Raw genomic sequence first — 14,959 nt, forward strand, 5'->3', positions numbered from 1 at the left:
ATTATTCGAAAACCGCAACTGTCTTAAATCGTTTAATCTAAGACAGTTGTCGTTACAGGTTATGCTAATTTCATTGAGGATAAAGTGAGTTCTTCCAATTGAGCCTCTTCTTTTTTTAGACTTAAAAGCTCCTTTCCTAATTTATCGCGCTGAACTTTAAGATCCCAAATTTTGCGATGAGTTCCATTATCTATTTCCTTTTTAATCACACCAATTTGTTCTTTAGTAAGTTCCCCGGTATGACGATAGTAAGCGTAAAGTTGGGCACATATCTCCTCAATTTTTTCCTCATCACCTAATTGTTCATTCTCAGGTTGTAGATGAAAATCAATCACACAACATAATGTGGCACACACCTTGTTAAAATGAAGCCCTGATAAAAATGCACGGTAAGCAGCGCTGTTGCGAACAAATAAAGGAATAAGGGAGTTTTCTAAACTCGAGAAACCATCAAGTCTGACAACATGAATCGGGGTTTTATTCATCAATGCCAGTTTGGCTGCCCCTGTGTAGACTCTAGGTGGTTCTTGGCCTATTCTGGCAAAGTTACCTTGAGGGAAAAGTGCGACGCATCCATTTTCATCGAGTGCTTTACTTGCCAGTTCGAGCGAGTCTGCATTAGCAGAGCGTCCATTATTGCTTTTAGCATGTGCATCAACTGGTATCGTGTTAAACATTTTCAAAAAAGAAGCAACACCCGGTACCGAATTAAAAGAGGTGGTAGCAAAAAATCGAGGTGGAGTCCCCTTCATCTTGGAGGCAACAACAACGGCTTCCCACCCCGTTCGATGTGGGCCTATCGCAATGAGTTTCTTTTCATTTTCATTATTCGTAATTTCCAGATCACCACTTTTTGTATGCATCATACGCATCATGAGTACCAACAGACCGGCTATTATACGAGCAAAACGATTGTCAAAGTTAAGGCGATTATTTGACTCAGCGTATCGTGCAAGTGCATACGTTGCTACAGCAAGACCAGTGAGTAGGAACAATATAGTATAAGCACTTGATGCAGACTCATCAGAATTATTAAATTGATCTAAATGGCTATACATGAAAATTACTCCTTTAAAATCAGATACGAATTGTATTCTATGATTCGTTAATTGAATCACACTCCATTAAGTAGGTTGGCTTCGCTGTGCGTCAATGAATCAATAGAGCTCGCTCTGGCCAAGATTTGCTATAGTACCTTTAAAATTGATGTTGTCAATTAAATGGTGATGCAACTGCTTGAATACGTAAATGATCGATTCAAGCCAGTTGCTCCCTGGTTGATGCATCAGGACAGCAATTTTTAATTGAAGGCCAATAAAAGATCTTCCTCTTCAATGGGCGTAATCTCATCACAGAACTGATCAATATTTTTACCTAAATTATTTAATTGTTCCGTCATAGGGTTTTTTTGTGAAGAATAGATTCCATAAGAAAAACCACCAACACATAGAGCAGGAATTCCAATACTTGCGAGAGCGACTGCAAGGTAATCGGTAAAGTAACTTGCAGTAAGAAAACCAAAATACCAGGCACCGAATGAGGCACCGATGGTCAATGCGAGACTGAATAACAAGATGTACATACAAACCAGGGCAAGCTTATAATTTGCGCTGGGTAAATCAGTAGGGGTATGGATTGTAGCGGGGATGCTCAACGCATTAGTTTGTAGTTCTTTGCATGCCTCTGAAATTTTTTTTTCATGATCGGATGACTCTTTTGCTGGAGTTTCTGCAACTAATGACATGAGATTTGTGGTATTGCGAATTATCAGATTTAACTGTTCCTTGGTATAAGCGTCATCGGTTAATGCAAGGATACTTTGACATTGATCGATGATATTGGCACCACGTTTTGCGATTTTCTTCAGATCTAGAGTATCTTTTTTCTTTTTTTGGGGTTTCAAAAACCAATATTTGGATAATCGCATTTCTACATCATGTTTCATTGGTAACTCCTTATATTTAAATATCCAAACAGGGTAAGTCAGGGAAACGAACTAGCTTACTCCGCTAACACGTGTTAAATAGTACAACAAAAGCAGAGGATCTTTAATCTGGTTATCCTGTTGTCAACATGCCACAAGAAATGCCGGTGACCGTTTTTCTTAAAAGAGGTAAATCCTTTCTTTTCATCGCCTCGATTTGAATGAGATTTAAAGGATGAACCAGAGTTGATCTTAATTGAATGCTTTCCCCAAGCCAGGGTTGATGAAAACAAAAATCTTGCTCACCCGTTATCTGACGGAAGAATAAGATGGTTGACTTGAGTTCTGATTGAAAGGGCTTGAGGTATTCATTGGAGCCAGTCAATTGGACCAGGTATTGTTCCCAGATAGGGAGGTACACTTTAGAAAGCGTTACGCCTAATTGTTTTACAAAAGCTGCCAAAAGAGCATTTTCCTTATAAAGCACCTTAAGTCTATTTTTTCCAGATGCATCGAGCTCTAACCAAGTGGAACCAATACCCCACCAAGTCGGGAAAAGAAGTCGGGTTTGAGTCCAGCATAGGATCCATGGGATGGCGCGAAGTTTTCTTTGATCGGGGCCTGATTTTCGTTTGGTCGGACGAGATCCAATCTTTAGTTCGTTTAAAAAATGATAAGGCGATGCCTGCTCAATGGTTGGCCAAAACCATTCGCTTTGTATCAGTTCTTTATATTTCTGACTGACTTTTGCGGAAAATAATAATAATTCTTCGGGATAATCATTATCCATGTTCTTCTCTTTGTATGAATAGATATCAAGAAATTTATCAATCTGACTTTTAAGTATGGAACTGGAACCAAAAAGTCGAGCGACCATTTCACCTTGAATGGTCACTTTGTAATTACTCATCATCTCCTTGGACCAAGAAGCAGTTTGTTCCTTGATATCCCCACCTCCTCGTTCAATGCTGCCACCTGATCCATGAAAAAAGATGGGGCGAAGATTTTTATTTTCCAGGGTAGTCTGAATACGTCCTAGACTTTTTGCAATCATCAGTCGGGAAGGCAATACTCCGTTTTCTTTAGACGAGTCGGAATAGCCCAGCATGACCTCATAATTTCCATCCCACTGTTTCAGATGCTTCTGTCGAATATCATCAGTGATTGAATCATTTAATATAGTATCTGCGCTGGTAAGCGCGAGTTGATTTTCAAACAAGGGCACAACAGGTAAGGCGTAGCTTTTAAAAACTTGCTTCACCAGGTTAATTCCATTTTTTATATCCTCAGCAGATTCAACCATACTGAGAATAAAACCGCGTATATAGTTTTTGGGATCCGTCCCCTGAGTGATAGAGTAGACTTGCTCAAGCATTTTGGTAATCGTTGTTTTTTTGATGCTGCTTAAGCTTTCTTTTACTACAGCTGAATCTTCTCTGAGCTCTAATGGTATCACCAGAGTGGGGTAGAGCTGAAAAATACTGGAGATTATGGAAAATTGTTCGAGTTCGAAATTTAAAAACCGAAAGGTGTCTGTTTGTAACCCAGTTAATTCTTTTTTGAATGCAGCTACTGTTTCATGATCTCTTGGTTTTATTTTCTTAAGGTGGTTCGCTTTTTTAATAAACTGATGGAGCTGATTTTCCAAGACTTTATTTTCATTTAATGCGGTTGAGAGTTTGACAGTTTCCAATACTTCTTTGAGACATTCCTGGATATAATTGATAAAAAAAGATCGGGAAAGTTCGAGACTTTTAACCATGATTTTTTCATTAACCCCTGAATGCCCATCTTTATCACCTCCTACCCAAGTGCGTAATTGAATAGGGGCACCTTTAGATAAAAAAGAATGATACAGTTTGATGTTGTATGGATTGAGTGCGTATTGATAGATATATTGAGCCTCATCTTCTACGCTTGGTTTTTCATAAAAGGAAATATTAATCTGCAGTGCAATTTTCAGCATTTGATCAAGATAAGACTCATTCATCAAATAAGGGGATTTCAGCACTTCGACAAGATAGTCACGAATTGCTTTAAACAGTGTTAAAAATTCATTGGTGCGAGCTTCTGTCGGATGCGCTGTTAAGACATAATGAATTCCCTGAGGTTTGTCCGCGTAGATTTTTTCTTTTCTTTGATTAATACGAAAAATGCGGTAGGCATTCTCACAGGCATTAATGAGCTCCATCATCAGAGAAAAACCATGAGCAATGTGATAAAGCTGAGTACCATCAAGCTCGGAAAGCTCCATTTGAAGACTAGAAAGAGCAGCTCTAAGTGAATATGCTTCATTCCCAATGGTGTTTTGCATGGAGAGTCGGATGTGCTCAATTCGTTCGAATGTTTCTTTTCCATAAACTTCTGCAATCGCGTTTCCTAAACGAGTAAGGGACCAGGAAATCATATGACTGAGTTCTCTTGGTAGATGGGAGATATTTTGTTTCATCGAACACTCCGATTTTTAAAAGGTGTTCTGAATGTCTTACAGAGTGATTTTCCCTGGTTTATCGAAAAAATCATCCTTGACTCACGCAGATCATGCATAGGTTAACCTTCTGCTCGTGATCTAACGCCGATTAGACACCTTTATACGCCTTTTTTCAGTTTGGTAATTTACGGAAGCTAACAGATAAGCGGTTCCAACTATTAATCGCAATAATTGCCATAGTAAGATCAATGAGCTCCTTTTCACTGAAACAAGTTAAGGCTTCCTGATAAACATTATCAGGAACATGAGTTTCTGATAATAAAGTCACTGCTTCAGTCCAAGCTAAAGCGGCTCGCTCACGAGTTGTGAAAAACGGAGATTCTCTCCATACGACCACTGAATGGAGACGGCGTTCAGACTCACCTTCTTTTTTGGCTTCAGTACTGTGTAGATCGACACAATAGACACAGCCATTAATTTGAGAGGCACGTAGTTTAACCAGATTAATAAGGGTCTTTTCTAATCCACAACGATTAACGTACTGTTCAACGCCTAACATGGTCTTAACCGCATCAGGTGCTGCTTTATAAAAATCAATTCGTGAGTCCATTATGATTCTCCCTAAATTTTTAATCTTATTTATAGCATGCCCTTGCATTTTCTAGTACAAAGTTGAAGGTATTTTGTTGGCTGAACGCAATCATCACTTTATTTGCTCGTGGTCAAATAGCAAGCGTAGGCAGGGCTGTAAAGCCCAGCAAATGATGTATAGGCTGATACTTGAGTTAACTTGATGTTTTTAGCTAATAATCAATTTTTAGGTAACGTTCAAGATTGGGTGCTGCGCTTCGCAGCCCAGCCTAGGTTCGCTTTCGTGGCGTTAAAACTGCTAAAACAAAAGCAACGAGAAACAAAACCGGGACATCACCATATAGATGAGCAAAATGGTTGGGGTAGTACAATGCCTGGACGGTCATGATCAATCCATGTACCACACTGGACCAAACGGTAAACCAAATTAAACTTAAATGCTGAGTTGGATTTTTTGCTGCCAGGATTAAAAATACGCCTAATGTCGCATAAATTCCCAAGATCATTTGTAAATAGACGTTTTGGCCAACTTGATGCCAAGCCCATCCAGAAGGCCATAAAAGGGTTAATGGATATAGAGCGAAAATAAAAAGCAGTCCTATGATAACCAAAACAACCCGAAGTATTTTATAATCGTTTTTGGCGTCCATGATTAAGCTCCATTCCAAAATAAGTCCTAATGTTTTTATTATAGCAAGTCTGGATGAAACAACCTCTTATAAACTGGTCATTTGTTCGATTAAACTTAGTTACCCCGTTTAGATGGGCCTGAATGAGATTCGTCAGGTTCTGGTTGATCCAGTTTTAAAAAAGACTGCCTCGATTGGTACACCAACTCCCGCAGTTGGACACTTTTTGGCGTGGGGGCTTTTTTCATCAGTGGTGTTAGTGTATACCCTTCCAAAGCAAGCAGGTTAGGTAATCCATATTTACCCGAATTATGCATTGAACCACAGGCTACTAGCGTTGATTTTTTCTGAGAAAGAATATCATCTAACCAATATAGGTTCCGTCTTATTGCCGAATGTAAGAGGGGATTTGCTTTACTACGTTCATCAAGTTTCAAAGGGGCTATTGACGTTAAATATTGCTTGTTGAAATCTTCTTTGTCAGATTGTGTCGGTTCATCTTTTGTGCTTGTAGTTTGAAGCTTGACAAAACCTGACGCAGCGATAACAGTCCGATTTTCAAGAGACTTGAGATTTTTGTTTAATTCAATCGCTTTTTCTTGAATTAAATCATCAACAGAAGTTTCCACTCTTACCTCTGAGACTACTTCAACCATTACTTCATCGACTTTATCTACCACCCCTTCACATACATCAGCAAAATAATCTTTAGTATCCAACAGGAACTCATGACAGGTACTGAATAAATAAATTGGTGGACATCCCTCCTTCTCAGCTTTCCATAAAAATGCAACATCCTTCACAAGCTCAGGACAATCGGTGTATCTATTTTCAGCCTCATCCATTTTTTTACTAATGGTTTCTTGCTCTATTAATTTATCCGATAAGGAGTCGTCTAAAAAAAAGTTTTGGGATGATTCTGTGCCAATTTCTTTAAAATTCGCCTCAATCTGATTTTTTAAATCAAATAACCTGTTTTTAAGATTATTTAAATCATCGAGAACAAAGGGATTTATTGACTCTACACTTTCATCCTCAATGCGAATTGGCTCGGGAGCTGACTCAATTGATTTCAGCGAATCATGTCGATTGGATGCAATTTCAGGTCCGCTGCCCATAAGTCGGTCATAAGCTTCTCGAACTAATGTAAATTGACGCGCCGCATCTTCTCTCTCTTTCTGGCTCTTACCAGCCTGTTTATCGGGATGATACTTCAAAATAAGCGCTTTATACGCTCCTCTTATTTCTCCTCGTTTTGCAGATGGATCAATACCCAATATTTTGTACGGATTCATTTACAAACCTCTTATAATGCAATTAGATAAACATTAGATGGTTTTTCCATTCCTTGCAGAGATGGGCACAAAAATTAAAAACATCTAAGCTATCGGATAAAACTCATATTATTTATATTAAAGCACAACCCAAGGGGATTGTATAAAAATTACTCGATTTAGATTGAACATTTAATCCGGTAATTTTCTGATTGATTGTCCGTTTTTTGGCCCTCGTTTCTCGTTTTTCAGAGCATTTTCTCCCTAAAAAATTGCCATTCCTGAATTGTGTTATGATTCATAAAAATCTTGAACCTATAATAGGCTAAAGGGATGCCGCAGCGTTACAATAAGTAATAGACTCAAAAGGTTTGTTCTCCCTCGGGTAGAGAAAATATGATGATCCAAATTGAAAAAGTAAGCGGTGAATTGGCTCAAACTTTGTGTCAAACAATTACCAAAGATTTGCCTGAATACTTTGGCCTACCAGAGGCCAATGAGCACTATGCAACAGGTGTGACAACACGTACGAATTTTGCAGCGAAAAAAGGGGGTAGCTTTATTGGTCTTGTCTCGATTGATTTTCCTTATCCTAATAATGCCACTATTTACTGGATGGGTGTAAGACGCGACTTTCATCGTCAATGTGTAGGTAGGCAATTAATCGAAGCGGCTTGTCATTTTGCCAACACGCAAGGGGCAACGACTATAACTGTTGAAACATTAAGTCCTTCTGAAGCGGAAGAGAATTATCTTAAGACATACTTATTCTATCAATCCGTTGGTTTTAAGGCTCTTTTTGATTTAAAACCTGCTGGCTATGAATGGAATATGGTGTATATGGTGAAAAAGCTTAAGCCTTTATCAGTAATGCAACACTCAATTGTTATTAAGACACTGGAGCTATCTGATATTCCTATTCTCGTCGATGCTTTTCAAAAGGCAAATTGGCAAAAACCTGCATCATTGTTTAAGACGTATTATCAAGAACAACAAAACTCTGAGCGAGTGATATGGCTCGCTTATTTTCAAGACCAGATTGCTGGCTACGTTACTCTAAAATGGATATCACAATATGAGCCTTTTGCTCAGCAAAAAATCCCGGAAATTATGGATTTGAATGTATTACCTTCTTTTCGCAAGCGTGGAATAGGAAGTGCTTTACTCTCTGTTGCTGAGGAACAGGCAGCGAATCGGCGTGATCGAGTAGGCATTGGTGTTGGGTTATATGGAGGCTCTGATGGCGGATATGGACAAGCCCAGCGTCTTTATGTAAATCGAAGTTACATTCCAGATGGTTCAGGGGTAACTTATAACTATAAGCCAACGGTTCCCGGGCAAACATACCCTCTGGATGATGATTTAATTTTATGGTTTACCAAAGATCTAAAATAAAACTACTTAACTCTGACGCTCTAGGTTCTTTTTTTCGTACTCGGTCCTCTCAAGGAGATCAGTTAATCATCAATTTCTAGGTACGCTCAAGATGGGGCGCTGGGTTTTTGCAGCCCAGCCTATGGGAGCATCCATACAAAGAATAATCTGCACACATCTTGTCTATGGCAAGTACTTATTTTTAAAATCTGCTTAAAAATAATTTATCTTCTATGATAAAATTATGATCATTTTTTAATGGTTATCAATGAGGATTGAGGGTGTTTAATACATTTCATAGCGCTGGAGTAAAGGCATTTGATCAAAAAAACTATGGAATTGCTAAAGATTTTTTTCTGCAAGCAATTAATAAAAATCCAGAAGTAGCGGAAAGCTATTTTTATTTAGGACAATGTTTCTTTTTTGGTGATGAAAAACAACAAGCGATTCCTCCTTTAAAAAAATTCATTGAATTGAGACAAACTAATTCAGATGAAGTAGCCAATATTGCTTATGCATTCGACTTATTAGGCCAATGTTATGAAACGCAAAACAGGGACTCGGCTGCACTCAAATGTTACGAGACGGCAACCAAAATTTATCCCTCTGGTGCCTCTGCCTGGAATAACATGGGTTTGTTTTATATGAAATCCGCTCAGCATTATCTTGAGGCTGACTTGACCAATAGCGCGAAGCTGTTTAAAGGCGCATATGCTTTTATCAAAAAAGCCTTGGAACTATGTTGTAACAACCCTGTATTTTTACACAGTCTAGCCAGTTGGTATGAACAATACGTTGAACTTCTTGGACGAGTGGTTGAAGACGAAGAAACTGTTCAGAAGAATATCGCAAGCAGTTTTAATGATGCGATAGATTATTACCGAAAAGCATTATCAGCATGTAGCGAACAAGACGTGGCATTGAGAAACATTATTTTATCTAACCTCACAGAATGTCTCGCGCAATATGGCCATCATTTCTATCAAAATAAAGACTATAAAAAGGCGCAAGAGACTTATTTGGCAGCACTTTCTCTTGATCCAGAACATCTTGTTGTGATGAATCAAATTGGAATGGCTCTTTCTAAACAGGAGCATTACTTAGAGGCACGACACTATTTTTCTTCGATTTTGGATATAACAGAGGATAAACAAGAAATTGCGGATGCTTATTTAAATATTGCTTGTACCTATCGATTAGAGAAAGAGTGGGATAAGGCGGAAAAGGCACTGAGTGACGCTAAGAAATTTGCACCTGAGGACGCTTCTATTGCCGAAGAAGAAATAAAGTTGAATGAATCAAAATCAGCTGCTCTTCTTGTATCTACACCTCAAACCCTATTTGGCAACTCAAATTCAGACTCTCAAATTGTAAGTAAAACAGGTCCAGAATCAAGTTTTTCTATTTGAGTTTTAGCAAGTAGGATGGGTCATTTGACCCAACCTAACTTCTAATTTTGATCAAAAGAAGAATTTCTGTTTAGTTAATGGTTTTATTGAATCAATAAATCTTGGATTGAGTGTATTGTTGGAGCCAAATGACCAACCGAAGCTTGCTTAACAAAATATCAAAATTAGCTCATTTTTATTGGTGGAATTGATTTTAATTTGAGAAAATAGCGTTATTAGAAAACATTTAGTAAAATAATTAAATAAGTCTGTTATGTTTTTAGAGGTTAATCAGAAAATATCAACTTGAGTAAGTTATGACCCCCAAACAGAGTTCACTGGATATTCGCATTAAACGTATCTTGGCAGTATCCAAAGAGAGGAATTATTCTAATGATTGCAGAAAAGTTAAACATCAAGTTTGATATTGAGCGCATTCAAAATTATTTTAATCAACACGTCAAACATCTGCAGCCCGTCCAACAAAATGAGATGTTCGGTGGTTGGAGTATACTGAGTACAAGTGGTGATTATCGAGATGGTTTTCAACAAACAGAAAAGCGTTTCTACTTTGTTGATCAGGCTAGTGGCGAATATAAGTTTGACTATGAAAGAGCCCATCGTGAAATTGGTTATACATGGCCGAAGATGCATGTTAATCCCACTCAAGTAGCTACTGGATATATTGCTGACATTATTGAGACGATTGACAAATTAGGATTACAACCCCACCATGCTCGTTGGACAAGGATTTCGCCCCAAGGAACCACTATTTGGCATCGAGATACATGGGAAAATTCCTATAAAGTTCGATTGCATATTCCTGTGATCACCAATCCTGAATGTAAATTCGAAACTGAAGAAGGTGCATTTCACATGCCAGCAGACGGTTATTGCTATCTTGTTGCGGTTAATTGCTTGCACAGAGCATACAACCATGGCAATGAGGATCGCATTCATATCATCATGGATGTGATTGATGATGTCGGTATCAGCCAATATCACCGGACCGCCAAATGCCTTCAAACCAATAATCGTTTTATCAATTGGCCTATGCGCGTAATTAAAAAAATTTGGGGCTCTTAGGTCGCAAAAATGATGACTAAACGTAAGCCATAGTTCAAACTAGGGTTCTTATTATGATGATAACAAAAGTATGAGTATCACAAATATTAATCACATTACGCTTGCATGCACTGACATTAATCGGTCCTTCTTGTTTTACAAGGATATTCTGGGGTTTAAGCCTCTCGTAAAATGGGATAAAGGAGCATATTTTCTTATAGGGGATTTTTGGTTCTGTCTCAATGTTGATTTAGCCAGGAAACCTCAGCCTTGTTATACTCACTATGCCTTCAGTGTCAGCAGCGAAGACTTTCAATTTCTGGCTCAGAAGATTACTGAATCAGGGGCATATCTATTCAAAGACAACACTTCGCCAGGCGACTCACTCTATTTTCTGGATCCAGATGGACATAAACTCGAAATTCATGCTGGCAACTATCAAACCAGAATTGCAGCTAAAAAAATAGATATGGGTAATTGGAAGAATGTGGAATGGTTTGTATGATCAAAATTGATTTTTATAAGAAAACATCCACACCCTACACCCGAACTTTAGAGTGAGTTATGTGGGAAAAATAAAATCTTGGTTTGCATCTCAGTGGAATAAAATAGACCGTATTTTGACTCATAAATAAGGAAGGTTATGAAATAAGCTTCCTTATTTATTAAGCAAATCCAAGGCATTAAGAAATTAGGTCGAATCTTTCGATGCGTACTTCATCATCTGCTTCACTATCTAATTCAACCTTGGGGGTAGGTAAAGATTTCATTGGCTTTGCTGTAAATATACTTAATGGCCAGGCAATGGATGAACTGTTGGGAATAGCCCTGGGCAAAGCCATCATGGAAGCCTGATTCTCAAGACGAGTTAAACTCAACGCTACAGGTAGATATAAGCTTGCCCCAGGCAATTTAACGGGTCCAGTTAACAACTTCTCCAGAAGAGTATTTCGTTCTTGCGAGTCTAAAGGGATTAATTCATGTTGGGTAGTATGTTCACATGCGTCTTTAGCCTGATTGGAAAGAAAAACCTGCTGTAAATAACTACTATGGCAATCAGCATAAGAAGGAGCAACAAACTCGACTGTTCCAATTGGATTAGTACCGGTTTTTCTAAATGAAATCGAGGTAATTTGTGGTTTAGAAAAGTTGAAGCGTAATTTATTGGTCCCTTTAATTCCCACGAGCTCTTCTTCTAATTCAGTGGCAGCCGTTTCAACTACCAAATTATTTCCATTATAGAAATTTAGTCTTTTTTCTTCATCATGAGCTTCTAGAAAGCCACCGGGAACCGAGTATAATCCAAGAGCTGCCCTTTGTAATAACATCGACATGCCGTTGCGAGTTACCAATGGAGAAAGAACACCGGTCTTAAAAAAATTATGTTGATAAAGAGTACTGTACTCAGGGAATTTTTTATTACCCAGCGCGACAATAAAAGAATAAGGTACTTTTTTTGCCTCCAAATAGAGCGTATTGGTGCTTTCATTGTATGTTACTGCAGTAATAACCATTTGTTTGCCATCATAAAAACGTGGATTTTTGATTTTTTGTTCTGCAACTACTTTTAATCGAGCATCTTCTTCTTCCTGACTCAGATTAATTTCTGGTAAATCATCATAAAAATCAGTAGGTTCTAAAGTGGAACTATTTTTTACAAAAATAACCTTCGGGCTCTTTTTAAATTCAAAGCTTGATTGAGTTGTATTCGTATCAAAATTAATTGCGGCTTGTTTTGTATCAGTAGCATAAGAACGAGATAATTGATCGGTACTGGTGTGTTGAGATAAAGTTTTTTCCCACAAACGAATAAGATCTAACATTTAAAAACCTCACGAGATACTAAAAAAATGCAATTGTATTATAAATAAACATTAATAAATATCATCGCTTTCAAAATACCATCAACTATTGAAATGAAGTGATGTTTATTGGAAAAACAATTAGAGGTGAGCTCGTTGATTGATGCTCTGCTAAAAATTCACAAATAATTTCCATACTGCTTGATAATTGCTTGTTTTTTATTATATGTCTATGTGGTTTTAAATGATCGAAATTGAGAAGTATGAGTTAATCTACTATGATTTACCTGTACCAAAATAACATCGCATGGAATGCAATAAAAAACTCTACGATTCGAAAGGAGGCATCAAGATGAAAATTTTAAGAGCTCTTATTTCAACCTTCGCTTTTTTTTCCTTTTTATCATTAACTCCTATGACTGTATTTGCTGATGATTGTTCGGTGGAGTGTAAAGGTGAGAAAAAAGAAATTGATTGCCCAGGTAAAGGTTGTGGTTGTTGGTGCAATGAAGATAATAAGGCGGTCTGCAAATGTGGCGAACCGAATAATAGTAACGCACCTACTGATAATAACAAAAAGTAATGCCTAATTCATTCGATAAGAAATTAGTGGCTTCTCATATGGGTAAGTGAATTGGGAGTTAAGTTAAAATCCTGGTTGCTTGCAACCGGGGTTTATCCAAAGCAATAAAATGGAGTCATCAGTTTTTTATTCCAGATTATAAGATGTTATTTGGTTTAATCCCTATTTGTCTTGAATGATGTGCTCATTGATTGGCTTGATGATTAAGATCTTTGCAGGTCACTCTATTTGATATAGTGATCAGCGCTAGGTGCTGTACTATCCTTTTCAGTCGGTTCCTAGAACAACTTCGGTATGATTTTATTATGAGGATACTCTGATTCGGTTTGATTTTATTCTTCTGAGATTTTGTGTCGTTTCTCCAATAAGGTTGGGTCGATAAGGACCCACCTTATTGCATTGATCTGGACTTAATTTAATCCTGAATTTAAATCAACTTTTGGGGAAAGCAATGGATTGTCCTCATCATCATGAGTTTGAAAAAAAGAGCTTGCCGATCGTTTTATTTTGCTTAACTCTTTATCTTTTATCCCTTGTGGAAGCATAAAAGAATTATTTTTTTTAAGAATAGGTCTACTCTGAGCTGATTCTTTTTTCATAAAAAATCGTTCCAATAGATTCGGTTTCTTTTCTTTGGCTGGCGTTTGCTGCATCGTATAACTGCGCGTTAGACGCGGGGATGAGGGGGGGCTGTATGTTGAGGGTTCTGAAATGGTCTCAGTACGCTCTCGACCGTAGCTATGAGAAGGGGATAGCTCACTCTTCTCCGATTTATCATCTAATGTTATGAGATCCTTTTTTGTAGTGCATAAAAGCAATAAATCTTTACACTGTTTCTTAATCCCTTTATTTTCGATAGAAACTAACAAATCTATCGTCGTTAAATATTCTGGTAAATTAACAGCATCAAGGGGTTGTGTCAGATTTTTTTTAATATCTTCTAATATTCCTCTTGCTATGACCTCAAGAATTAGTTGACCTTTTCCGGAAGTGCTATCCATTAATTGGGTAACAAAAACCCGCAACGCATGTTGTAATTTTTGTTCATTCACCTCTTCGCCAAGATTCCGATATCCTTTTCCTTGTCTTGCACTATGAATTTGAGTTGCTAAATTACTTATTAGCTCTTCTTTTTTGGATCCTTTTTTCAATGCTCCAATTTCTAAGCTACGCGTTTCTAAGCCTTTTACTAAAGTGCTCATCTCATCACGAAAATCAAAATAAATGGTTCCTTTTTCTGGATTACTTTCTGAACCTAAAAAATGTTCTAGAGTATTCCAGGCATTATTAATTATCGTAGTAAATACAGCTACCTTAGCAGTCAATAGGTTTCTTCGTACCAATACTTCAGCCCGTTCCGATTCAGTGAATGCATGTAGGAGATCATCAGAAATTTTTTTGTTTTGTTTGTTTAACCAACTTTGTTGTATTCTGTAAATAATGGCACTGGCGATTTGATCCTGTATCTTTTGGATTTCTTTACTTATCTCTTCTTTTGTGGCTTCGCCTTGCTCAGTCTGAAGCCGCTCCCCGATTAATTGAACTTGCTTCTCCCAAAAGTTACGCCATGCTTCGCTTTCTTGAAGAGGCTCGAAAAAAATTTTATAAAAAATTGCTTTGGTGTGATTTAGATTCTTTTCATTCACTCGAGGCTTCCATTTATCGAAGAGTTCGCCAAATGTTTCGAGTACTTTGTCTTCACATAATGTTTCTAATAGCGCCGTGGGTTCTTTTATCTGAATATTGCCCAGCGACGGTGTAAAAAATAACCTTCCATTTAATTTATTTAACAGCTCCCCCACATCTTTACCACCTACAGGGCTGTTTTTCAGAGCATCGGATACATACTCTAAATATTCGACTAACATTTCCGCTGCCTTTTTCATTGCAAGAGTCTC

Annotated in this window: 13 protein-coding genes and 1 pseudogene; 6 read left to right on the forward strand and 8 right to left on the reverse strand. The window is 37.7% G+C overall.

What is annotated here, in order from left to right; translation table 11 throughout:
• Positions 1 to 59 precede the first annotated feature (59 nt).
• The 6 genes from EL022_RS05985 to EL022_RS06010 form a co-directional block, all read right to left on the reverse strand.
• Positions 60 to 1,058 (reverse strand): lysophospholipid acyltransferase family protein, encoded by a 999-nt coding sequence (locus tag EL022_RS05985; RefSeq protein WP_028381263.1) that lies wholly within the window; start codon positions 1,056 to 1,058, stop codon positions 60 to 62.
• Between the two features lie 242 nt (positions 1,059 to 1,300).
• Positions 1,301 to 1,945, reverse strand: a complete 645-nt coding sequence (locus EL022_RS05990) for a hypothetical protein (RefSeq protein WP_028381262.1) — start codon at positions 1,943 to 1,945, stop codon at positions 1,301 to 1,303.
• Positions 1,946 to 2,057: 112 nt separating this feature from the next.
• On the reverse strand, positions 2,058 to 4,373 hold the full coding sequence (locus EL022_RS05995; protein ID WP_028381261.1) for a phosphoenolpyruvate carboxylase: 2,316 nt from the start codon (positions 4,371 to 4,373) through the stop codon (positions 2,058 to 2,060).
• 154 nt (positions 4,374 to 4,527) lie between these two features.
• Positions 4,528 to 4,965: a carboxymuconolactone decarboxylase family protein gene (locus EL022_RS06000; protein ID WP_028381260.1), complete on the reverse strand. Its 438-nt coding sequence runs from the start codon at positions 4,963 to 4,965 to the stop codon at positions 4,528 to 4,530.
• Between the two features lie 250 nt (positions 4,966 to 5,215).
• Positions 5,216 to 5,596: a DUF6632 domain-containing protein gene (locus EL022_RS06005; RefSeq protein ID WP_028381259.1), complete on the reverse strand. Its 381-nt coding sequence runs from the start codon at positions 5,594 to 5,596 to the stop codon at positions 5,216 to 5,218.
• A gap of 95 nt (positions 5,597 to 5,691) precedes the next feature.
• Positions 5,692 to 6,870 (reverse strand): DnaJ domain-containing protein, encoded by a 1,179-nt coding sequence (locus EL022_RS06010; RefSeq protein WP_051544460.1) that lies wholly within the window; start codon positions 6,868 to 6,870, stop codon positions 5,692 to 5,694.
• A 378-nt stretch (positions 6,871 to 7,248) separates the two neighbouring features.
• Between EL022_RS06010 and EL022_RS16670 the strand changes: the two are divergent.
• From EL022_RS16670 to EL022_RS06030, 5 genes and pseudogenes are all read left to right on the forward strand, one after another.
• A pseudogene (locus EL022_RS16670) lies at positions 7,249 to 7,629 on the forward strand (GNAT family N-acetyltransferase); the annotation flags it as partial.
• 60 nt (positions 7,630 to 7,689) lie between these two features.
• A complete protein-coding gene (locus EL022_RS16675) occupies positions 7,690 to 8,244 on the forward strand; it encodes a GNAT family N-acetyltransferase (protein ID WP_337589251.1) in 555 nt (184 codons plus the stop codon).
• Positions 8,245 to 8,504: 260 nt separating this feature from the next.
• Positions 8,505 to 9,632, forward strand: a complete 1,128-nt coding sequence (locus EL022_RS06020) for a tetratricopeptide repeat protein (protein ID WP_028381257.1) — start codon at positions 8,505 to 8,507, stop codon at positions 9,630 to 9,632.
• 372 nt (positions 9,633 to 10,004) lie between these two features.
• The gene (locus EL022_RS06025; protein ID WP_028381256.1) at positions 10,005 to 10,697 is read left to right on the forward strand and encodes an aspartyl/asparaginyl beta-hydroxylase domain-containing protein; all 693 of its coding nucleotides are present in this window, start codon (positions 10,005 to 10,007) and stop codon (positions 10,695 to 10,697) included.
• A gap of 70 nt (positions 10,698 to 10,767) precedes the next feature.
• The gene (locus tag EL022_RS06030) at positions 10,768 to 11,181 is read left to right on the forward strand and encodes a fosfomycin resistance glutathione transferase (RefSeq protein ID WP_028381255.1); all 414 of its coding nucleotides are present in this window, start codon (positions 10,768 to 10,770) and stop codon (positions 11,179 to 11,181) included.
• Between the two features lie 178 nt (positions 11,182 to 11,359).
• Here the strand turns inward: EL022_RS06030 and EL022_RS06035 are convergent, their stop codons facing one another.
• Positions 11,360 to 12,499 carry a hypothetical protein gene (locus tag EL022_RS06035; protein ID WP_051544459.1) on the reverse strand — a complete coding sequence of 380 codons (1,140 nt, stop codon included), beginning with the start codon at positions 12,497 to 12,499 and terminating at the stop codon, positions 11,360 to 11,362.
• Positions 12,500 to 12,830: 331 nt separating this feature from the next.
• Here EL022_RS06035 and EL022_RS06040 point away from each other — a divergent pair, with 331 nt between their 5' ends.
• Positions 12,831 to 13,061 (forward strand): hypothetical protein, encoded by a 231-nt coding sequence (locus EL022_RS06040; RefSeq protein WP_028381254.1) that lies wholly within the window; start codon positions 12,831 to 12,833, stop codon positions 13,059 to 13,061.
• A 410-nt stretch (positions 13,062 to 13,471) separates the two neighbouring features.
• On the opposite strand, the gene EL022_RS06045 is transcribed toward EL022_RS06040, so the two are convergent.
• The gene (locus EL022_RS06045) at positions 13,472 to 14,947 is read right to left on the reverse strand and encodes a hypothetical protein (protein WP_028381253.1); all 1,476 of its coding nucleotides are present in this window, start codon (positions 14,945 to 14,947) and stop codon (positions 13,472 to 13,474) included.
• Positions 14,948 to 14,959: the final 12 nt, after the last annotated feature.

The sequence above is a fragment of the Legionella cherrii genome (genome assembly GCF_900635815.1).
Lineage (GTDB): Bacteria > Pseudomonadota > Gammaproteobacteria > Legionellales > Legionellaceae > Legionella > Legionella cherrii.

Excerpts from the sequence above, each read along its gene's own strand:
- EL022_RS05985 (WP_028381263.1), bottom strand. The coding sequence starts at position 1,058 with ATGTATAGCCATTTAGATCAATTTAATAATTCTGATGAGTCTGCATCA.
- EL022_RS05990 (WP_028381262.1), bottom strand. The coding sequence starts at position 1,945 with ATGAAACATGATGTAGAAATGCGATTATCCAAATATTGGTTTTTGAAA.
- EL022_RS05995 (WP_028381261.1), bottom strand. The coding sequence starts at position 4,373 with ATGAAACAAAATATCTCCCATCTACCAAGAGAACTCAGTCATATGATT.
- EL022_RS06000 (WP_028381260.1), bottom strand. The coding sequence starts at position 4,965 with ATGGACTCACGAATTGATTTTTATAAAGCAGCACCTGATGCGGTTAAG.
- EL022_RS06005 (WP_028381259.1), bottom strand. The coding sequence starts at position 5,596 with ATGGACGCCAAAAACGATTATAAAATACTTCGGGTTGTTTTGGTTATC.
- EL022_RS06010 (WP_051544460.1), bottom strand. The coding sequence starts at position 6,870 with ATGAATCCGTACAAAATATTGGGTATTGATCCATCTGCAAAACGAGGA.
- EL022_RS16675 (WP_337589251.1), top strand. The coding sequence starts at position 7,690 with ATGGTGAAAAAGCTTAAGCCTTTATCAGTAATGCAACACTCAATTGTT.
- EL022_RS06025 (WP_028381256.1), top strand. The coding sequence starts at position 10,005 with ATGATTGCAGAAAAGTTAAACATCAAGTTTGATATTGAGCGCATTCAA.
- EL022_RS06030 (WP_028381255.1), top strand. The coding sequence starts at position 10,768 with ATGAGTATCACAAATATTAATCACATTACGCTTGCATGCACTGACATT.
- EL022_RS06035 (WP_051544459.1), bottom strand. The coding sequence starts at position 12,499 with ATGTTAGATCTTATTCGTTTGTGGGAAAAAACTTTATCTCAACACACC.
- EL022_RS06040 (WP_028381254.1), top strand. The coding sequence starts at position 12,831 with ATGAAAATTTTAAGAGCTCTTATTTCAACCTTCGCTTTTTTTTCCTTT.
- EL022_RS06045 (WP_028381253.1), bottom strand. The coding sequence starts at position 14,947 with ATGAAAAAGGCAGCGGAAATGTTAGTCGAATATTTAGAGTATGTATCC.